At 55.9% G+C, this 21,604-nt stretch carries 16 protein-coding genes and 1 pseudogene; 14 read left to right on the top strand and 3 right to left on the bottom strand.

The window, feature by feature from the left end:
* Positions 1–591 precede the first annotated feature (591 nt).
* The 9 genes and pseudogenes from RBB49_RS12525 to RBB49_RS12495 all read left to right on the top strand — a co-directional run bounded on the left by RBB49_RS12525 (position 592) and on the right by RBB49_RS12495 (position 14,290).
* On the top strand, positions 592–2,598 hold the full coding sequence (locus tag RBB49_RS12525; RefSeq protein WP_306143146.1) for an RHS repeat domain-containing protein: 2,007 nt from the start codon (positions 592–594) through the stop codon (positions 2,596–2,598).
* Entirely contained in the window at positions 2,592–2,942 is a 351-nt protein-coding gene (locus RBB49_RS12520) for a ribonuclease E inhibitor RraB (protein ID WP_306143145.1), read from the top strand. Before RBB49_RS12525 ends, RBB49_RS12520 begins: the two co-directional genes overlap by 7 nt.
* A 167-nt stretch (positions 2,943–3,109) precedes the next feature.
* Positions 3,110–3,523, top strand: coding sequence for a hypothetical protein (locus tag RBB49_RS28410; protein WP_369293625.1), 414 nt, complete (start codon positions 3,110–3,112; stop codon positions 3,521–3,523).
* Positions 3,524–4,104: 581 nt separating this feature from the next.
* Positions 4,105–4,506 (top strand): annotated as a pseudogene (locus RBB49_RS28405) (SpvB/TcaC N-terminal domain-containing protein); the annotation flags it as partial.
* Positions 4,507–4,902: 396 nt separating this feature from the next.
* A complete protein-coding gene (locus RBB49_RS12515) occupies positions 4,903–8,472 on the top strand; it encodes a putative Ig domain-containing protein (protein ID WP_306143144.1) in 3,570 nt (1,189 codons plus the stop codon).
* 221 nt (positions 8,473–8,693) lie between these two features.
* Positions 8,694–10,457, top strand: a complete 1,764-nt coding sequence (locus RBB49_RS12510) for an Ig-like domain-containing protein (protein WP_306143143.1) — start codon at positions 8,694–8,696, stop codon at positions 10,455–10,457.
* Positions 10,458–10,542: 85 nt separating this feature from the next.
* On the top strand, positions 10,543–12,591 hold the full coding sequence (locus RBB49_RS12505; protein ID WP_306143142.1) for an RHS repeat-associated core domain-containing protein: 2,049 nt from the start codon (positions 10,543–10,545) through the stop codon (positions 12,589–12,591).
* A gap of 15 nt (positions 12,592–12,606) precedes the next feature.
* A complete protein-coding gene (locus RBB49_RS12500; RefSeq protein ID WP_306143141.1) occupies positions 12,607–13,209 on the top strand; it encodes a DUF1629 domain-containing protein in 603 nt (200 codons plus the stop codon).
* Positions 13,210–13,348: 139 nt separating this feature from the next.
* Positions 13,349–14,290, top strand: coding sequence for a hypothetical protein (locus tag RBB49_RS12495; RefSeq protein ID WP_306143140.1), 942 nt, complete (start codon positions 13,349–13,351; stop codon positions 14,288–14,290).
* A 505-nt stretch (positions 14,291–14,795) separates the two neighbouring features.
* Here RBB49_RS12495 and RBB49_RS12490 read toward each other — a convergent pair.
* From RBB49_RS12490 to RBB49_RS12480, 3 genes are read right to left on the bottom strand one after another with little or no spacing between them, the layout of a single operon-like run.
* The gene (locus tag RBB49_RS12490) at positions 14,796–15,431 is read right to left on the bottom strand and encodes a hypothetical protein (RefSeq protein WP_306143139.1); all 636 of its coding nucleotides are present in this window, start codon (positions 15,429–15,431) and stop codon (positions 14,796–14,798) included.
* Positions 15,428–16,000: a type II secretion system protein GspM gene (gene gspM / locus RBB49_RS12485; RefSeq protein WP_306143137.1), complete on the bottom strand. Its 573-nt coding sequence runs from the start codon at positions 15,998–16,000 to the stop codon at positions 15,428–15,430. Before gspM ends, RBB49_RS12490 begins: the two co-directional genes overlap by 4 nt.
* Positions 15,997–16,944 (bottom strand): PilN domain-containing protein, encoded by a 948-nt coding sequence (locus tag RBB49_RS12480; protein ID WP_306143136.1) that lies wholly within the window; start codon positions 16,942–16,944, stop codon positions 15,997–15,999. The genes gspM and RBB49_RS12480 overlap by 4 nt, the downstream gene beginning before the upstream one ends.
* Before the next feature lie 253 nt (positions 16,945–17,197).
* Between RBB49_RS12480 and RBB49_RS12475 the strand changes: the two genes are divergently transcribed.
* The 5 genes from RBB49_RS12475 to RBB49_RS12455 are packed head-to-tail and all read left to right on the top strand — an operon-like array spanning position 17,198 to position 21,253.
* Positions 17,198–18,853, top strand: coding sequence for a GspE/PulE family protein (locus tag RBB49_RS12475; protein ID WP_306143135.1), 1,656 nt, complete (start codon positions 17,198–17,200; stop codon positions 18,851–18,853).
* A 15-nt stretch (positions 18,854–18,868) separates the two neighbouring features.
* Positions 18,869–20,089, top strand: coding sequence for a type II secretion system F family protein (locus RBB49_RS12470; protein ID WP_306143134.1), 1,221 nt, complete (start codon positions 18,869–18,871; stop codon positions 20,087–20,089).
* Positions 20,076–20,465 carry a type II secretion system protein J gene (locus RBB49_RS12465; protein ID WP_306143133.1) on the top strand — a complete coding sequence of 130 codons (390 nt, stop codon included), beginning with the start codon at positions 20,076–20,078 and terminating at the stop codon, positions 20,463–20,465. Before RBB49_RS12470 ends, RBB49_RS12465 begins: the two co-directional genes overlap by 14 nt.
* Complete coding sequence (locus tag RBB49_RS12460) at positions 20,465–21,013, top strand: type II secretion system protein J (protein WP_306143132.1); 549 nt, start codon at positions 20,465–20,467, stop codon at positions 21,011–21,013. Before RBB49_RS12465 ends, RBB49_RS12460 begins: the two co-directional genes overlap by 1 nt.
* 15 nt (positions 21,014–21,028) lie before the next feature.
* A complete protein-coding gene (locus tag RBB49_RS12455) occupies positions 21,029–21,253 on the top strand; it encodes a hypothetical protein (protein ID WP_306143131.1) in 225 nt (74 codons plus the stop codon).
* The last annotated feature ends 351 nt before the right edge of the window (positions 21,254–21,604 follow it).

Raw genomic sequence — 21,604 nt, 5'->3', positions numbered from 1 at the left:
CCATTGCACCTGGCCTGCTCACAGGATTGTCCGGGCTTATAAGTAAGGTACCCCGTCTTTGGATCATCCCGCCACGGGAAGTCCCGGGGCACCTACTCTGGATGCCGATGCTGCAGGTGAGCCTTTTGTGAGCGATACCGGTGGGTTGTTGCCTGGATGCCGCTCCAACCATCTAGGAAGCTACCTCATCTGAGGACAGACCTCGTTCCGATGAGAAAACGGGCTGTCCGTGCACAAACTGCGCGTTTTGCATACCCTCCGGATTTTTGACAAGCTAAGGTTGTGCCCAAGAACAACTGTTAAAGAAAGGGCGCTCGTTCTCATCCTGGAATTCTAAGTTTGCCTGTTTGCGCCCTTTCGGGCGCAAGCAGGTTTTCTCATCGCATCGGGGGCGTAAGTGATTTCTCAAAATTTGGGCATTGGGCCGTGCGTTAGCTGCGCGCGGAAGGGAAACGTTTGTCTTGTTGCCGGCGTGTTGCTCCGGAGCGCGAACCCACCGTTCGAGTGTGCAACCTGCGCCGCGTCGCAGAAACGCCTTGGCCATGTTTCCGCACATTTTCCAATCCTTTCTCCTGAACAAGCGAGCTGACCATGAACGCTCCGTTTTGTGCCACCGGTTTGCTCCGTATGTGTCTTGCGGTCTTGTGCGCGGCAACGCTTCTGCTGCAGCCCGTGGCAGCGATTGCTGCCGATGTCACCAGCTTTATCTATGACGAGGACAGGGCAGGGGCGTTCAATGTCGGCCGGCTCACCTCGCGCAGCAATGCGGCGGCAACAATCCGCTACGACCATGATGAAAACGGCAATGTCGTCTCACAGCGGTGGGAGGTCGACGGCCAGACCTACACCCATACCTTTACCTATGCACCGAATGGTCAGCTTCTGCGCCGCAACTTCGCCGACAGTGATGCAGTCCCCTCCGCCACCGGCACCTACCAGTATGACGGGGCGGGGCGCCTGCAGAGCATTCCGGGCCTGATCACGCATATCTCCTATAATGCCGGCTCCGATCCGGTCGCCACCACCTACGGCAACGGCATTGTCGAAGCGAGGACCTACGATCCGAACCGGCGATGGCTGATGTCGATCAGTGCGCAGAGCGGTCAGACGGGCCTCTTTGAGGAGAGCTACACCCGGAGCGACAAGGGCCTGATCACCGAGGTTGTCTCGAACCGGACCAACGGCAACTGGCACTATGGCTACGACACGGTGGACCGGCTGGTTTCGGCCACCAACCTTGATGACGGTCTTCTGTCGCAAAGCTTTGCCTATGACGCGGCGGACAACATCACGTTCAATTCCTCGGTCGGGGCGTACACCTATCCGGATCCGAGCAATCCGCAGCCCCATGCCGTCACCCAGGCGGGTGGGCAAACCTATTCCTACGATGTGAAGGGCAACCTTGTTTCCGGCGGTGGCCGCACGATCACCTATGACGGTGAGGATCGTCCGGTTTCCATCACCTATAACGGCCAGACGACCAGCTTTGTTTACGCCCCCGACGGCAAGCGCCTGAAGAAGATCACCGGCGGTCAGACGACGCTTTATCTCGGTGCTGACGAGGAGATCACCCCGGCGGGCACGCATATCAAGCATCCTCATTCGGATGTGCGCAAGGCGGGCACCGGGATCAACTGGATGCACCGGGATCACCTGAGCTCCGTCAAGCTGATGTCGGATGCCACGGGCGCGGTCATCTCGGAGAATTTTTTCCGCCCCTATGGCGAGCGCTCGGACGTCCAGATCCCGCCGCTCGGCACCCCGCGCGAAAGCAAGGGCTGGATCGGCGAACGCGACGACCCGGAGACGGGCCTTAACTACCTCAACGCACGCTACTACGACCCGGTCCTGGCAAGGTTCATCTCACCGGACTGGTTTCCGGCGGACATGCCGTTGGTGGGCACCAACCGCTACGCCTATGGCCTGAACAATCCGGTCTGGCTGAAGGATCCGAGCGGGAACGTCAACACTCACGACCCGATAAACAACCCCGGCGGGACGATTGGACCGGGCGGTTCTGGCTACAGCGGTGGTGACAACGGATCTGGCGACTTCGATCACGGAGGATCAGGCAGCACAGATACTCATTCTGACGACGCGCCTGGGCGGTCCAACAAAGACAAAGATGATTTTTACAAGGATCTGGACCGCGATCGTTACGCAACATTCCCACCATGGTACCACAGAGCAGGTGTGGAATGCGCATGCGGTAGGCTAAATGTTTATGGGTTAGGGGGATTCGGCGGCCCTCGAGGCTCTGCGGGTAAGGGTTCAGGGAAAGGTGCAAAGACCGCCGACAAAGAAGTACAAAAAGAAACAGGCAGCTATACCGTACACTTTCCTGACGGCTCAAAATATCACGGGAAAGGAGCGCGAAAACGCGGTGAAGATTCGGCTAGAAGAGTGAGCCGCGAAAATGATCTGGACGCAAAACGCACTGAAGTTGACTGGACTAGGGCAAAGTCGGACAGAGAAGCATTCAAGGCGGAAGACAGACGCATCCAGAATGACGGGGGTATTGCAAACCCAAGGAACCACAACAAGATCAATTCACCTGGCAGGAAATACAACAATGAAGATGGAGGTGGTGGATGGTGACACCAGAGAAAATCGAAGCGATTACACTTGAGAATTCTAGCGTAATGGCAGATTTCGCGGCAAAGGGTGTAGATTTAAGCCAAAGGCGTGATTTCAAATTTGGTGTTGAGCTTTCTTCTAAAGCACAGTGTCAACTGTTTAGTAAGTTGTTTTTTGAGCGGTATGAGGCTGAAATTCATAGCGACGCGGTGCGTATGATTGAAGATCACGGAGACCAGTTCGAGTTTGGGTTGTATGTCGAGATTCTCCCTAGCGTAGAGGAGATCACCAAAGTCGAATGCCAGCTTCTGACCGTCGCCGAAGACTTCGATGACGCGGAAGTCTATTGGTATTTCAAAGAATAGCTTCTGTGCGAAATTGGATGGGGGCACGATCCAAAAGTCTTTGCCGGGCACGGAATGAAAGGAATTTTGGCTGGTCCGGCTTGGCTACGCCAGCCATTCAACGATGTCTGTCTTGAATGCATCCAATAAAGTTATGACCGTGAACGAGAAAGAAGAAAACAGGAGATATCTTGCAAATAGAATTGGAGACATCCTTATTTTCTTACGGGCGCGTTTTGGGTGATATATTTGCAGGGTTTCATGATTATTATACTGCCAAACCAGTTATGGCGTCTGAGGTTTTGGGAAAAGAAGTAAAATATGTTTTGACGTTCCACGACACTGCAAAAGAGCGCGGTGACTGGAAGATAATTGCCAATGCGCCAGTAGAAGAAAAACTGCAGTCGCCGTACTGGTATTGCCACCAGGACAAAACTTCTGTCGACTTGCAACCCGGATGTCCCCGAACTGCCACGCGGGTCAACGAGCAGCGCGCGGAACACCGCGGTCTTCTGCGACGAAACTCTCAAGACGCACAAGTGCGCCGGATCGAATGGAGATGTGCGCAAGATAGATCCAGGCAAGGATGCCAGTTAGGGTAAGCGCTCTGGCGTGCAAATGACCCTTCTCGGTACCCTGCGCGATAACAAGATCCGGAACCGGTGGGTGAGACACTCCGGTACTGGCCTCACAAGTCCCGACTCCGCAGCTACGGCCCCGTTTCCGACAAAGGTCATTCCGCCAGACAGGTTCGACATAAATTCTCAAACATCGGTGCGAACCACTACGCCTATGCGCTCAATTGTCCGACCTGGTTGACGGATCCCAGTGAGAGCTGGAACGGCAATCGGGGAAACCTGGAAAGGCTACGAGACCGGCTTCAATTTCCGGGAAACGTAAATTTTTCAGTGATTTAAGTGAATGAATTAGGTGTTGGACCCGCTCGCCACCTATCCAATATCCTTCGATTTGCTTCAACGGATTTTCGCCATTGGCGGAAAGCGCACGGCCCGTTATCAAACTGCGCGTTTTGCATAACATCGTCAATTTTAGCAATTTAAGGTTGCGTCAAGACTAGCGATGGAGAAAAGGACACTCGTTTTCATCCTGAAAGTTTAAACTTGCCCAGCTGGCGCATTGGAAGGCGCAAGACGGGCGTTTCTCAACGCATCGGGGGCGTTAAGTGATTTCTCAGAATTTGGGCTTTGGACCGCGCGCAGGCCGCGCGCGGAGGGGATTGGTTTGTCTTGTTGCAGCTGTGTTCGCCTTGTCGCCACATGCGCATGTCTGGGCGAACTATGAGGGCACCGCGACGACACAGAAACTCGTTCCAACCACGGATGCGCTCGATGTGGTTTACAATGGGTCCTATTCCCAGCGGATCAGCTTCAAGTTGCCTGAGCAACGCGGCCTCGAGCCTCAATTGGGCCTGTCTTACAATTCGGGCAGAGCGACACTTTATGGTCCGACCAGTCTGGTCGGCGCCGGCTGGCGCCTGACGGGGTTGTCAACCATACAACGTGCCAGTTTCCGCAAAGCCGTTCCAGCGTTTGACAGCAATGATGTCTGGCTCCTGGATGGTCAGGAACTTGTACCCTGTGGCACGGGCACGCGAGCCGGCTGCGGGGCAGGTGGCACCCATGCAACCTGGGTGGAGAATTATCAGCGTATCAAGCAGATACCTGAGAGCAACACCTGGAAGATTACGACGCGCGACGGCACGCAATTTGTGTACAAGCCACTTGAGGTGTGGGCCGCACCTGAGACCGTGCCGCTTTCGGGAGACGCTGCAACGGAAACGCTGACGCAGTACCGGTATCTGCTTGCCGAGAAAGTAAACACCAAGGGTCAGGCGGTTACCTATACCTATGACTGCGGCGCTGATCTCGACTGCAGGATCTCGACGATTTCCTATGACATAGGCGAGATCAACTTCCACTGGGAAACACGGCCTGATCTTGTCACCTACGCGGCCGGTCACATGCTCGGCAAAAGCGCGCACAGACTGCGGACCGTCGAAATCCGCGCGGCTGGTCAGATGCTGCGAACGTATGAACTTCACTTTGATGCCAGTCCGGCAACCGGGCGTTCTCTTCTGGCATCTGTAACCGAGCGCGGGCGCGACAGCATGGTCGCTGCCGATGGAAGCGTCGCATCCGGGACCGAAATGCCGTCCCACACATTCCACTATACCGGCGCGGCTCCGGCACCCAACCGCGTCGCGGATGGGCAGTCACATGAATTCGATTCTGGATCGGGTTGCATTGGAAGTTGCAGCTCCAATCTGCGGGCGAAAGCTTACGGGAGCATCAAAGACGATCACAGCCTGTATCCAATTACAATTGAAGCTTATGAATCCAGAAGATATGTGAGTTCTCAAGATGGATACGTATCCACCTACTACTGCAAAGTCAAAGCATTGGGGGAAACGGTAAATAGTTGGGAATCGGACTATCATTCAGGAAACGCTCACCACTATTCATGCCCAATAAAAAACGTCAACTTTTACTTCTTAAAGACATCTCATAGCCTGGCTCGATCCTATTTTTACAATTATGACAAAAGATCCTGCCGAGAGGTGGGGGGAGATTATGTAAGCTGTACCTGGTCAAGGACAACGAACGCCAACCGCGGCGAACCGGATGTCGTTGGTGACTTCAATGGCGATGGTCTGGACGACACGATCGACATCGGCAGCAAGGTGGTGCTGTCAAACGGGGGCAGAAGCTGGGGAAATATAAGGTCGCTCGGCTTCAAGGCCGCTGACGTCAACGGCGATGGTCTCGATGATCACTTTCACACGGATCAGACCACATTTCAGGTCCGGTATTCCAACGGTTCCACAGGTTTTGAAAGTGCTGCGTTCAGCGTGGCCTTGCCGAATATGTACCACACCTTCACGGCCCTGGGTGATTTCAACGGAGACGGCACGAAAGACATATTGCGGGCGATCGACAACAGCGGCACCTACAGAATTTCATATGTGGTTGGAAAAACCGTGGTTGACGGCCCAGATTTCAAATTGCCTGGAAGCTGCGTAAACGGTGACAGCTGCAGCAAGCCAAACCCCTTGGATGTCAACAGCGATGGCCGTGCGGACATTATTGTGTCGGGGTATTACGGAAACAGAAACAATTACGCGCCGGATACCGACGGTCAACGCGACGGCAAGGTTTTCCTAAATTCTGCATCTGGATTTACGCTGGTCGAGCGAAGTGCAGGCAGTTCCTATACATTCAACGGCGCGGCCGGCGGTGTTCAGGACGCAGACTGGGACGGCCTGCTCGAAATCGCACTGGACACAAATGATGAAATTGATGGCACCGGGCCCCAGCGCTGGAGGGTGGTCGCGGAAAAGCCCGATCTCCTCGATTTCGTGAAAACGCCATTTGGTGCCGAGATGGCGGTAACCTACGCATATCACAAGCCGGTCGATCAGATCGACATGCCGCTGAAGCTGTTTGTCGTGTCGTCAATCGAGACCTTTGATGGCCGGTCTGTTCGAGCGGTAACGGACTACGCCTATGAAGGCGCAAAATGGGATTGGGAGGAGTGGCTTTTCCTAGGGTTCGAGAAGATTACCGCAACCCTACCGCTGAATGAAGGCGAGACCGGACGCCCAGTTGTTGAGACCACCTACCTGCAGGACTTCGCGTCCATCGGCAAGGTCAGCCAGGTTCTGCGAAAGGACGGCTCGGGAAACGAATTGCACAAGCGTGTCGAAACCCACGATGTGCACATGGACGAGCTTCCGTATTGGTCCCTGAATACGGAAACGCGCTTAACAGATTTTTTTGAAGGAACGGCACGTGAAAAACGCGAGGTTCGGGAATTTGATGATTTTGGCCTCGTTACCCGCACCGTATCATATGGGGACACCGCGGCTGTCGGTGGCGAACGGGATCTTGTCCGCCAGTCTTATCCCAACACGGACAAATACATTGTCGATCGATGGGCAAGCGAGACCGTTAACGCTCTCTCAGGTGATGGGACTGTTGAAAGCCAGGCCTGGAAACGCTGGCATTACTACGACGGTGCCAACACAGTTGCCACGCAGCCTCCTGTCGAAGGTTACCGGACGCAAACGTCCGAGTGGACCGGGGGCGCGGCCGATGACAAGGTTGCTCAGAGTGTTGCTGTTTATGATGCCTATGGCAACCTGTCGAGCGAGACTGATGCGCTCGGCAACACCAGCACCTATGTCTACGACACGTCCTACGCTCTGTTCCCCGAGGAAGTCCGCAATCCGCGCTACGCGTTCGACAGCCGCCAGAAGAAAACGCTGACCTGGGACAAGGTCTGCAGCGTTGTCTTAAGCGAGACGGACGAAAACGGCTCGGTCACGTCGCATAGCTATGACCCTCTCTGCCGGAAGGTTCAGACGGATCTTCCTCTCGGTGGCCGCATCACCTTTGAATACAACAACTGGGGCGATCCGTCAGCCAGCCACAATCGGACCAGCACGCTTCATCCGAACGGGTTCGAGGACATAACCACGGACGCCTATTTCGACGGGTTCGGCCGGACCTATCTGGAAGAAAGCTCGACGGCGCGGCAGTTTGCAGGCGTCGGCAACGATGGGCGCGACACAACGGCAAGGAACTCGCCAGTGGTTGTTAACCCGATCGCCGACCACGAGCTTGTGCAGGGTGTTTTTTGGCAATTCACAGTCCCCGGCTCCACTTTCATGGACGGTAATTTCGATGCTTTGTCCTATTCGGCACATCAAACGAGTGGGACTGCGTTACCGGCGTGGCTGTCATTTGATGGAAACAGCCAGACGTTTGCCGGAACACCGCCTGCAGACATGACCGGCACTCTTTCGATCAGCGTCTTGGCGTCGGACGGCACTGGCGTGGCTGAAGATGTGTTCAAGATTTCGGTCGTGTCGCCGAATGCGCCGACAGTCGCCAACATGCTCTCCGATCAGACAGTTGCCGCTGACGTGATCTGGAGCTTCAGCGTACCCGAAGACACGTTCGTGGATCCCAATCAGGACACGCTGACCTACACTGCCAGCCTTGCGAGCGGAGCCGCGTTGCCGTCGTGGCTGACCTTCAATCCGGCGACGCGCACCTTTACCAGCACCTCGCAAAACCAGCCAGTTGCCCTCAAGGTATCGGCCTCAGATGGCGTATCAACCGCATCAGATACGTTCGATCTTTCGATTGGGGATGAGGAGTTTCGTACACAGCTCCAGGGAGGGATCAAGGCGTATTTGTCTCTCGGCATTCTGACTCTGCAGTCCGACACCACGGGTCCCATTACGGAAAGTCGCGACAGCAGTCAAACTCCCGTATGGGTTACGATACTGGGCGGAAACGCAACGATTGTGAGCCTTGAGGACAATGGGGGAAAGGTCTGCAAGTTCAAATACGTAGATATCGATCAGAGCCGGATGGTGATCACCCGGCCGAACGGATCCGTGGACTACGAAGACTGGTCGGATCTTTCCGAACAGGAACACGCTGAACAAATCTGCCCAGGCGCGGATTCGATGATCATCATTACAGATCCACCCAGCGGCGGGAGACCACCCGATCGTGCGTAGCGCAAGAACACAAGTCGCCGATGGGATCTTGTGTTGCCCTATGGTGAGCGGTTTAGACGCGGTGCCTGTGAACCTTGGTGATGACCTTGGCCGCGCTTACCAGGGCATCTGCTTCCCGCAACACACTTCGCACCTGTTGGTTGCCGTCCGCTCTTTACCGCATCTGCGGGCTCTTGCTCATCAGTCTCTATCTTCTCGTCTTAGTCAGGGATGTCTTGCACATGTCTTTCAACAATAGCCACAGTTCAGGTTTCTTTTCGCTCCGTCTGGTAACGTCAGCAGTTTTTCTGGCACTCTGCGCATTTGCGCAGCTGACATCTTCAGTCCTCACGGGCAACGCGGAAACAGTGCGGGTTGAGACTGAGTTTGATGCCCGCGGTCAGGTACTCCGCCGGAGCCAGCCCTATTTTGATGGTGAGAGTGCTCGTTTCACCGAGTATCGCCATGACAGCATGGACCGCCAGACTCAGGTGACACATCCGGACGGGAAGACTGTCACAACGCGTTATCTTCCCGGTGATGTCTTTTCCGCTGTTGAAGTCACAGACGAAACCGGCAACATTTTCCTCACCCATTTTGACGAGTTCGGCAACGAAATTCACCGCGACCGCTTCGATGACGGCACGAGGATCCGAACCACTTTCCAGTACGATGTGCTGAACCGTCTTGAGCGCATTTTCGATCCTCTTGATGCCCATTGGGCGTATGAATTTGATGGCCATGGAAACAAGGTGGCGCTGATTGATCCGGGTCTCGGTTGCCGGCAAATGGCCTATGACGCGGGCAACAGGCTGACCGTGCAGATCGCCGATGACGGGGCGCAGATCACCTATACCTACGACGAACTGGACCGCATCGTCAGCAAAACGGTCGACAAGGGCGCCTTGCAGTTCGCCACATGTGCATCCGTCCCGCAGCGTCCGTCGGTGGTGGACGATGGAGGCTACGTGTTTTACATCGGCACGCCCGGGATCGTTCCCGTGGCCGACCTCCTGGCGAATGACGGTGATCCGAACGGCGACGCAATTTCAATTCACTCTGTCCAGGGAGGGGTGAACGGCCATGCGCGGCTCTCCGAAGATGGGACCACCATTGCCTTCACTCCCTATTTTTCCCCAGACAACCAGCTGTCGGCTGACCAGAGTTACAAGTACTGGCCAGCGTCGTTCACCTACACGATCACGGATGGAGAGTTTGTGACAACGGCCTCGGTCGCGGTCGAGGTGCGCTGGGACTATGTAAACCTGACCAGCCTTGCGATCCCGGATTTGGGACTCATGCGTGCGGCCGCAGACAACATAGAGTTCACGCAAGCAGAACTGATGGCCAACGACATCGATGCCAACGGAAGCAACACCTTGGTATCTATTCAGGAGGCCGTTAACGGCACCGTGTCCGTTTCCGCAGATACGGGCAATATCGTGTTCATTCCAGTGCTGGCGCCCCTTGAAGAGCGCTCCCGGCCGGAAGGTCAGGACTATGTCAGTTGGCTCGCCTCTTTTACCTACACGATTACGGATGGCGTGACGGAGACCACCGCGACCGTCGAATTCGAAGTACAGGCGGACCCGGCTCAGTGGCTGGGATACCGTCGCGACTTCATAGAAAGCGTCTCTTACTATTACTCGCCGGGCAAATCGCTGTACTCCATCACGATCGATGACTTGCTCCAGATGCACTTTCCGGACACATGGGAAAACCTCTCCATTGTCTCCGTGCAAAGCGCAAACCCTGATCTTGAAATCTATCTGCGAATCTCCGACGGCGTCATCTGGATAAATGCGCCATCAGCAGATGTCTCACTATTTGAAACCGGGCGTTTGCTGACCAGCCCCGCCTATTCGAGCGAATATCGCTGGCCCACGTTCTATAGCACCGGCGGAATTACGATCCCGCTCATCTACGAGACTTCTGACGGGCAAACAGGCACTGTCCTGATCATTGAACGAGCATACGATTTATGGAGAGGGAACGAGCGGTACTGACGCCGTCTTCCCACATGGCCAAGGCGCGCGCGCAGCGTGCGCCGGGTTGCTTCCCCTTCCTTTTTTCTGAACAAGCGAGCTGATTATGAACGGTCCGTTTTGTGCCACCGGTTTTCTCCGTAAGTGTCTCGCCTTCATGTACGTGGTGCTGTTGCTGCAACCCGTGGCGGCAGCTGCTGCCGATGTCACCAGCTATACCTATGACGAAGACAGGGCAGGGGCGTTCAATGTCGGCCGGCTCACCTCGCTCAGCAATGCTTCGGCGACAATCCGCTACGACCATGATGAAAGCGGCAATGTCGTCTCACAGCGGTGGGAGGTCGACGGCCAGACCTACGCCCACACCTTTACCCATGCACCGAATGGCCAGCTTCTGCGCCGCAGCTTCGCCGACACTGATGCAGTCCCCTCCGCCACTGGCACGTACCAGTATGACGGGGCAGGTCGCCTGCAGAGCATTCCGGGCCTGATCACGCATATCTCCTATAATGCCGGCTCCGATCCGGTCGTCACCACCTACGGCAACGGCATTGTCGAAGCGAGGACCTACGATCCGAACCGGCGGTGGCTGATGTCGATCAGCGCCTCTGGCGGGCAGACGGGCCTCTTTGAGGAGAGCTACACCCGGAGTGACAAGGGCCTGATCACCGAGGTTGTCTCCAACCGGACCAACGGCAACTGGCAGTATGGCTACGACACGGTGGACCGGCTGGTCTCGGCCACCAACCTTGATGACGGTCTCCTGTCGCAAAGCTTTGCGTATGATGCGGCGGACAACATCACGTTCAATTCCTCGGTTGGGGCATACACCTATCCGGACCCGAGCAATCCGCAGCCCCATGCCGTCACCGCGGCGGGAAGCTTTTCTTACAGCTACGACGTCAAGGGCAACCTTGTTTCCGGCGGTGGCCGCACGATCACCTATGACGGTGAGGATCGTCCGGTCTCCGTCACCTTTAACGGCCAGACGACCAGCTTTGTTTACGCGCCGGACGGTAAGCGCCTGAAGAAGACTACCGGCGGCCAGACGACGCTTTATCTCGGTGCTGACGAGGAGATCACCCCGGCGGGCACGCATATCAAGCACCCTCATGCCGATGTGCGCAAGGCGGGCACTGAGATCAACTGGATGCACCGGGATCACCTCAGCTCCGTCAAGCTGATGTCGGATGCCACGGGCGCGGTCATCTCGGAGAATTTTTTCCGCCCCTATGGCGAGCGCTCGGACGTCCAGATCCCGCCGCTCGGCACCCCGCGCGAAAGCAAGGGCTGGATCGGCGAACGCGACGACCCGGAGACGGGTCTCACCTACCTCAACGCACGGTATTACGATCCGGTTCTGGCAAGGTTCATATCGCCGGACTGGTTCCCGGCGGACATGGCTTTGGTCGGCACCAACCGCTACGCCTACGGCTTGAACAATCCGATCGTCCTGAAAGACCCCAGCGGCAATTACGTCGAAATCGGAATCGAAATTGTTTCTATTGGGTTAGGGGCTGCAAGCGCGGTCAACAACTTTCTGGCAGGAAACTATGGGACAGCCACCGTCGATGCAGCGGGAGTTGTCGGGGACCTGTTTTTAGCGGCGACACCCTTGGTACCGGGTGCCATCGGATTGAGCCGTGCAGGCGTGGACGTGGCCTCCAAAAGCCTTACTGGTATCCAGAAGATGAGAATGAAATTCCGCGGCACCGGATTTCAGGTTCATCATGTGATTCCGAGGAGTGTTGGACATAGACAATTCTTCAAGGATATAGGCTTTGATATTGAAGGGGCTGGTAACGCAATAGCGCTGCCAAAACATGCTTCTGGCCATCCCAGAAGGGCCGTTCATCGTGGGCGGCACGCAGATTATACTAAGGAAATTCGAGCCAAAATAGAAGATATAAAGGCACTCTATGACGCTGGGCAAATAAATAAGCATGAAGCTCGAGCAGCTGTCCGGGAACTCGTTTCGGAGTCCCGCCAAAAACTCCGCAAGAGTACTAAATCACTTAACCGCGCCGAAGAAATAGACAGGAAAAACGGCATAGAAAGACCGGCGCAAACGCCCAAAGCACAACCGGAGCAGGGCGGTGGAAAAGACAATTCAGGGGATGGGCGTGAACCGATCCAGCCGGGTGAATTTGACTGAACATACGAGGAAAAAATGGGAACCGAACAATCACCGAAAGCCTGGGTTTTGTCTATGCCACCCTTCGCTCTAGAAGACCTTGGTGTTTGGTTGGAAAGGGCGAACGAAACCAGCAGTGAAAATATCTTAAAGTTTAGACGGAATGGAAAGTTCACTAAATCTGTTGGTAAGTTAGAATTCAGTGTTAGAGGCCGGAACAAAAACAAAATAAAAGATTTTCACCTATTGCCAGACAGCGTAGATGTTCCGATAGTCAGTAAGGAATTGCGCGATGACTTGCTTTCTGTAGCTGAAGACGACATCGAATTCGCCCCCGTGGAAATCCGTCTCAACAAGGAGAATTCAATAGAGCGGTGGGCTCTACATCCAATAAATGTAATCCCCTGTGTTAATCTCGAAAAATCTGAGGTGAGGAAGTGGATTGTTCCACACAAATTGATTTTGTTTTTTGATAGTCTTGCGTTTCGTCCAGATTGTCTAGAAGGGCACCAGCTCGTTCGGAACGCCAATCCGCTCTCGCAAGTAATCGTCTCAGAAAGAGTAAAGAAAGTCTTTGAAAAGTATCAAACCCCGAATTTCTGTTTTCTGAGAGACTATGAATTGAAGGAGGACGTCTGATCTGAATGGCACCGCGTTTTCCAGATGCCATTGATCTTCATTTTCTGCTGCCGGTGGAGCAAGTGGCTCGCATCTTGAGGCCGAATGCCGCTGTGCGCACAGCAATTTCATGCATCGCATGTGATTCAAAGGCATTCCCATGTGGCTGAAAAACGAACCGGTCCTGCTTCATTTTGTGACCTCCAATCCGATTGTCCCGGAAGTCATGCTTACGTTGACAGAAGCCGTCTTCGCGGAAATGGATCGTGAAATCTCGACACTGATGATCGGCATTTTCGATACGCGTGAGATTTCTGGCGGTGAGGCGATCAAGAAGTTTGTCGGCGAAAAAGCGACCGATGAGACTGAGATCAAAAATGCTGAGTGCTATTCATTTGACAGCAAACCTGTTGAGGGCCTGGAGCGCAAGAAGGGCGCGGACAGTGAACTGTCGCTGTCATTTGAATGGAAAGAAAAAGAACATCTTTCCGACCAACATCTCATAATAAGACTTCGATCCCATCTTTTTGATTCAAACTCTAACGTTGCGTTGCTGCAATTCCAGCGTTTGGGACGTCTGATCTACAAGGCGTCTCCCAGTACATCCGGGTTTACCGTTTTGAACATCGCATGGCGCTTTTTGGCCTCCTATTCCGGGAATGCCATGTATTCAAAGGATGGATTTCCCGACATTCCTCAAGCCGATTATGACAGATATGAAAGAGAGCTCTTCTGGTACAGCAGGCTGGCGCGTCCCACCGAGCTTATGTGCAAATACGGCCTTTTCCGGAACGTCTATCCTTACAACTTCGTGTGTGAAGAACAGTTGTTCACGTTAAAGCTTCTGTTCAACTCAGCTGACTTTCCACAACTCAGCAGGGACAATGAAAACAAGCTAAGCAAACGGTCCCGGTACTTTGACCCGGATCAGAAACCGGAACTGCCTGGGGAGATATTGGACCTTGGTTCTCATGCGGCGCTTTGGCACGTCCCGGACCGCGATCAAAGAGCCATGGCGTTCGAACGTATCTCAAACGCCAACTTAACGCTCTACCGTTTTTTCATCGACTACAAGGACCTCTTTCCGAACGCCGGAAGCTGAACAAGCGTTTGCCCCTTTGTCATGAGGTTTCTCGTGTTCTCTTTTGTTAGTTCTTTACGTTCGATGTGGGAAAGAACAGCCCGGACGGCAAGCGCCTGAAGAAGATCACTGGCGGTCGGAAACACGCTTTCGTGGCGCGACATGGAGCGCTGTGCAGCACTACGTGTGAATGTCGGCATTGAGGTGTTTCCAGGGATTTAAGTCAAATGAAAGCCTATTGGTTCGAGTTCACTGACGAAGGCTGCCCCTATCCGATGGGCATCAGCTATGGATGCGGGGTAACTGCAGATTCCCTTATCGAGGCAAAAGCACTTATCAGTTCGTCAATTTTTGACGGACGAGATCTGCCAACGATTGAAAACATAACAGAAAACGTGAGCAGACGAGACTAGGATCAGGAACACGTTGTCCCAAACATGGGAATGTTGGAGCGACATGGTATTTGTTTTCCGCGCTTGTAGGCAGAAGACACATCCGGACGTGCTTCGTTTGTAATATCGCCAAACTATTGTCCGGCCTCTTCCTCCCATATCTCAAGTGTCAGGCTTTCTTCACCTGCTTCCAGCCGAACCGCATGCGGGCTGACGATGGTCAGCACCCAGTCCGCCAGTTTTTCCCCTTCATCCACCCAGACTTCATCCGGACCGCCGCTCAGATCGATGAGCAGTGCGCGCGCTATGCCCTGATCATTGGCAACGAAAGTCCCGACAAGCCTTAAGTCAGGCAGGTTTGGTGGGACGGGGGGCGGCTTTTGCGGCCTCACAGGCGTTCTTGCCGGTTCCGGCGCGGGAGAAACGGGCGCGGAAGCAGTGGGTGCCGGTGCCGCTGATACGGCGTTGGGCCTGGATTTTTTCAGTGGCGCCGGACCGGCAATCTCCGGTGACACCCCTGGGCTGAACGGTTGGGGCAATTTGCGGTCCTGAGCAAAAAGCGGCGCGATCAGAATATCGCGCCTGGTTTCCGGGCGTGGCCCCGGCCAGACCGTTGGGGCTGAAGGTGGTGTTGCAGCAGCAGATGCCTGCGATGTCGTGGCTTGAATGCCGCCGGTGTCCAGGGATGTCAGGTGGAAGGCCGCCGCGATAGCCGCGAGGCCAAGCGTGCCGGTCAGGAACAGTGTCGACAAGGGAGGCAGCCTGGTCATTGCGCAGGCTCTATCTGGTGCGGAGCGTGAATCTCGAACCTTGCCGAGAGTGGCAGTCTGCTGCCTTTCTGCGTGTTGCCCGGCGGGAGGAAGCGGCGCAGGATCAGCTTGTCGACAAAGAGCAGAGGGCGGTTGCGTTCCAGCGCCGTGAACAGATCCACGAACGCCGCGATTTCTCCGTGACCTTCGATCGCAAGCCCCGCAGTCCGAAACGTCTGGTCATAACTTGACCGGGTCTGGGAAATGCTGACGAGGGTGATTCCGGCCGATTGTGCGAGGCTTTGCACCTTCTTCTGCGCATTGGCCGCGATCACTTGCGGACTGGTGCCCTGCCACGTGCTTTGCAACTGATCACCTTGTCCGGCGGATTGCCCTTGATGGACGCGGCCAATCACGGCGTCCAGCCGGCCGAGTTGTCTACGAGACGAGTCTATCTCGGAACTGAGTGTGGCGTGAGCGGCCAGCAGGGGGGCAGCGATCAGAGCATGGAAGACCCAGATCAGGAGCAGCAGGAAGGCGATTGCCAGAAGCCGGGCATCGCGCCGGGAGAGGGAGGAAAGAAAGTTCATGGTTTTGTCTTTCCGGGGGCCGGAAACTGCGCCGGATATTCATGGGCAAAGCGGATGTCGAAGCGTTCCGCCTTGCTGTGCGGGTCTATGCGAACCGCTGTCTTGAAGGTTACGTTCCTGAGCGCCTGGTCTCTTTCAAGGAGTTCGATAAGGGACGCGGCATTGCCGGTAAAACCAACGATCGTTCCCCCACTTTTGTCCAACGTCAGTTCGGATGCCCAGGCATTGGATGGAAGCAGCCGGGTAATCCGCGCCCAGCTTTCCACAACGGACGCCCGGTCATTCTTGAGCGCGTTCAGCGCGCGCGCAGCGTCCGCCTCCTTCTGCTTGGCATTCAGTGCCGCGCGCAGTGTGCGGGCTTCATTCGTCTTCTCGGCAATCGAGGCTTTCAGTTCGGCAAGCACTTGCGATTTTTGGACATAGCTGACGCCATAGAACGTTATGATCAAAGTCGTGAGGGCCAGCACCAGCACGGTGTTGATCTTTTGCCAAAACCGTTCGCGCCTGGTCGTCGGCGTTTCGTAGACTTCAAAGGGGGGCGCTGCCTGGCCGTCTGCTTCCGGTCGGAATTCTTTCAAGACAAGACCGGCAGCCTCAGCATGCGATCGCACAAGGTCGAGGGTTTCACGTTTGACGATCACGACATCCGTCTTGCCGTCATCTCGCCGCCGCCAGGTCCAGGCGGCATTGGTCGCAGAGAAGGGTGTGGTCGTGCCGATCTCCAGGCTGATGATGTTGTCGAGTTCTGCCGGTGCCACGTCAGGATAGATCCCGGTTCGGACAAGGCACAGATCGTCGGGAAAACAGACAATGACTTCATCGGTGCGGCGACTGTCGTCCTTTGCGCTAACCTTCAGCGCCGACCAACTCGCGGCATTGTCGCTGACAACGCCTGGGTCGATGGTTTCCGACTGTTGCCCCTCGCTGCCGGAAACGTAAGTCACACGGAGATCGTTCCTCGATTTTTGCGGAAACCGGGAGCAGATATCCCTCCAAAGTTGCCGCAGCTCACCCAGCCACCAGGAGCCGATGGGCAGGAGGTCCTGAGTGATCGGGGCGTATCGCAAACGGTCCAGCAATTCGACATATCCCATTGCAATCAGACTTGTATGAATTAACAATAGCAAAATCAAAAAACGCACGCGAGAGTTGGTTTTGGTTTCTGGCACCTTATTCGCCACGAAGGACAGCCGTTCCATGCATGACGCATTGCGGGAACGGGAGCTTCTGGACGATCACTCGCTGGAGCGGGCTTGGTCCGCGCATGAGCGCACGGGTACGCCGTTTCACGTCGCGCTGACCGAACTCGGATTGCTTTCACAGGAAAAGCTGCTCGACTTCTGGTCGGCTTGGCTCGACATCGACATTCTCGACAGCGATGAGGGCGCAGATGCGGACCTGGTCGATCTCCTGACCCCGCAATTTCTGAAAAATGCCGGGGCTGTGCCGCTCGGCCAGGGAGAGCACGGGCTCAGGGTTGCGACCGCCAATCCGCTGGACAACGGAACATTCCGGACCATCCGGTATCTGTTGAATGCCGAAATTGTGCCGGTCTGTGCCGCGCCGAGGCAGATTGATGGCCTGCTGGCTGCCATCCTTGAAAGCGGCGCTCAAGGAGAGGCTGCAGGTGCCCGGGCAGATGCCAGCGCCTTTTTTTCCTCCGATGCCGCTCAACTGACGGCGCTTGCCAACGAGGGACCTGTGGTTCAGCAGGTGAACGCGATGTTCACGGAAGCTTTTGAGCGGCGCGTATCGGACATCCACCTCGAACCGCGCGGCGAGGGGTTGTCCGCACGCTTTCGTATCGACGGACTGCTGGTCGACGCGCGTTTCTTCGATCCCTCGATGCGCACTGCCGTGATCTCGCGCCTCAAGATCATCGGTGGCATGGACATCACGGAACACCGCCTGCCGCAGGATGGCCGGTCTTCCGTTGTAACCGGTGGACAGAAGATTGACCTGCGTCTTTCAACGCTGCCGACGGTGGACGGCGAGAGCGTGGTCATTCGCCTGCTGGTGCAGGACGCGGCCACGCTGACATGGGATGCGCTCGGATTCGATCACGAAACGCAGGCGACGCTGGACGAAATCATCCGGCGTCCGGTCGGCCTGTTCCTGGTGACCGGACCGACGGGCAGCGGCAAGACCACGACATTGTACACGGCGCTCGGCAAGCTGGACCGGAAGGAAAAGAAGATCATTTCGGTGGAGGACCCGGTCGAATACCGCCTGAGCGGTGTCATGCAGGTGCAGGTGCATCAGGAACTGGGACTCGACTTCGCAAACGTTCTGCGCACGACAATGCGCCACAACCCGAACACCATCATGATCGGTGAGATCCGTGACACGGAAACGGCGCAGATGGCGCTGCGCGCATCCATGACCGGCCACCAGGTGTTTTCAACCCTTCACACGGACGGGGCCATTTCCTCGGTCAACCGTCTGGCGGATATGGGGGTGCCGAGATACCTGCTCGGCGCACACATCAACGCGATCATGTCTCAGCGGTTGGTTCGAAGGCTCTGCCCGGTATGCTGCAGAGACAGTGATGCGCCCTTTGTTCCTCATGGCCGTGACGGCGAGTTGGCGCACTGGGGGGCGATCCCGCACAAGCTTGCAGCGGGATGCCGGGAGTGCAACGGAACCGGCTACAAGGGGCGCACGCTGGTGAGTGAGCTGCTGGTGCTCTCGCGGGACATCCGGCAGCAGATTTCCGACGGCAAGAGCTGGCATGAAATTCGTGAAGCAACGCGTGCGGAAGGGTTTCAAACCCAGTTCGAGCATGGATTGCAGCTGATTGCGGACGGGATCACGTCCGTTGAAGAGATTCTTGGCAATGTGGAACCGTCTTAACACCAAGGGGCTGGCGTGAAGCATTACAGGTATGCAGCATACAGCAACGATGGCAAGCGCCGATCAGGTGAAGTGGAAGCGCTTTCAAGGGAGACCGCTTTCTCGGCACTGCAGGGCATGGGACTGACTCCGATTGATCTTCAGGAGAAGCAGGCCAAATCCTCTTCGGCAGAAACATCCGCGTCGGGCAGGAAACCGTTTTTCCACGACCCGATGCTGATTGTCCGCACGATGCGGATGCTTGCGATTCTGGTCTCGCGAAAGGTGCCGGTGCCGGATGCGCTGGAACTGACGGCGGACGCCGAACCTTCCAGAAGCGGCCGGAAACTTCTGCATGCAATGAGTCGAAAGGTGGCCGAAGGGCGCAGCATTTCGGCCGCGATGGCCGAGGCGGACGGCTTCGCTTCGCCTTACATCATCAGCATGATTTCGGCGGGAGAAACCACGGCAACACTTGGCACGGTTCTGGAGCGTGTTGCCGACCAGCTCGAGAGGGACGAGGAACTGAAACGCAAGATAAAGGGTGCACTTGCCTACCCGCTGGTGCTGATTGCAGCCAGTCTCGGCATGCTCGCCTTCATCGCACTTTACATGGTCCCGGCGCTCATGCCCCTGCTGGAGCAGAGCGATGGCGGGGTCCCCGGAGTTATTGCGTTCATGAACGGCACAGCGACTTATCTGGGCAACAATGCTTTGTGGGTTCTGGCTTCACTCGGAACGGTCGCGGCGCTTCTGGCGTTGATTCTTCGAAATGACGCCACGCGCGGATTTCTGGAAGGACTCTGGTTTCGGCTTCCTTTCATAGGAAAAATGCTTGCCGGCTCGGAGACTGTCCGCTTCAGCTCCAGTCTCGGTCTGATGCTTGCCAACCATGTGGATCTGGTCAGAGCACTGACAATCGCTGAAAAGGTTGCCAGGACAGTCTATTTCTCCAACGCGATCCGGTCGGCCGCACCGGCCTTGAAGGAAGGTCAATCGCTGGACCAGGCGTTCGCGGGCTATGACCGGTTTCCAAAGACATTCAATGCGCTTGCAAGGGCAGGTGGCGAAACCAGGGCCTTGCCGGCAGCGCTTGGCCAGATTGCAGATGTACAGCGAGCCATCCTGGAAAAGCAGGTCGAAACCGCCGTAAAGCTCCTGCCCCCGGTGCTGACGCTGCTGGTGGGCGGATTCGTCGGCACGTTTGTTCTCGTCATTGTCGACACGATCATGAGTTTGAACGATGCGATTTACTAGTCAGAGCAGGGCCGGTTTCACACTGGTGGAAACACTGGTCGCGTTCACGGTGTTCAGCCTGTTCATTATCGTGGTTCACAAGTCTTTTCTGACGGGCGTCAAGGGGCAGGATGCATCCAGCTGGTCCAATGCGGTGGTGCAGGTCATTCGTTCCGAGTTCGCTCTGATTGAAGCAGGGGAGATCGACGCACGGGACTACCGGAAGAATCTGAAGGGCAGATATCTGCTCGAAGTGCAACTTGCAAAACTTCCGGTCAGGGCGGGCGCCGTGCCGATCGAAGCTACGAGGCTGTACCTGGCGTCAATAAATGTTCTTGAACCTGACACCGGTTCCTCCCTCACATTCCGCAAGATCATCTCCGGAGATGGCGCGTGATGGCGGCACTCAGCGCGCGATCCGGCTTCAGCCTGGCGGAATTGCTGGTCTCGCTCCTGATCATGTCGATGATATCAATGGCAGCCGTTTCAGCGCTTTCAGCTGGAAAACAAATCTGGGGCGTGGCTTCGAGTGTTCCGGAAACAACGCTTTCCGACGCTGAAAGGACCAGTCTCCGCCGGACCATCATGCGCCGGATTTCGCTGGCCGGCGCTGCCGGTGGCGGGGTTTCAGGAACACGCGCCCAATTGACCTTCAGCGGACTGCTGCCAACGGGCTCGGGAATTAACACATCGGGCCCGGTCGTGGTCCAGCTCACTGCCGACGGGATAACGGTTCAGTCGACAAGAAACGGGGAAGGGCACACAGTTCACCTGAGGCATCTCGACGGCGCAGTCCTGTCCTATTTCGGACGCAAGCAGACAGACACGGCAGGCAGCTGGTTCGAAACGTGGGACGCAAGCGATCCGGTACCGAGACTGGTCAAGTTCACGTTTCCAGATACGGGTAAGCTCGGGCCTGATGAGCTTGTCGTCTTTCTGCCCTAGGGTACAGACCCATAAATGAAGCCGATTTGGCGGCAGAAATGGCAAAATCTCGGGAGGAAGCGTGTGCAGAGCGGGCTTTATGCCCGGTCAAGCGCGGTGACGCTGCGAGGTGAGGCCATTTTGCCGTCCTCTGGATTTGGATTTCTTGACCATCTGCCTCGTCGCGAAAGGCTTGAAAATGAACCACAATTCCTGCGCTTTCGCTTCTCGCAGTTGGTCAAAAAATCCAAACCAAATTGACTTCATTTATGGGTCCGTACCCTAGGTCACACCCTCATAAACTGGCGCGCAATGGCGCAGCTAACGGCGATGAGATGCCAGGAAAAGCGCGAGAAGCGGGCTTCCTGCCTGGCTGAGCGTTTTGACACAGCAGATCGGAGCCTTTTCTGCGTCCCTTCAGGATAGGGTGAATTTGCCCGGATACTTAGTTGCGAAGCATTGAAAACCGGCCGATTTCCTGCAGCTTCGCGCCGCGTCTGCGAACAAATTCTTCCCTACCTTGCGGCCTGATTTATGAGGGTATGACATAGGCCGATCCTGGCAGATCGGGTGTGTGAACTTGGCAGAACGCAGGGCATCTTGCTCCCGGTT

The organism is Roseibium sp. MMSF_3412, assembly GCF_030733265.1.
In the GTDB taxonomy this organism is placed as follows: domain Bacteria; phylum Pseudomonadota; class Alphaproteobacteria; order Rhizobiales; family Stappiaceae; genus Roseibium.
Note: the sequence above shows the minus strand (reverse complement) of the source record. Positions and strands in the feature narration are given on the sequence as shown.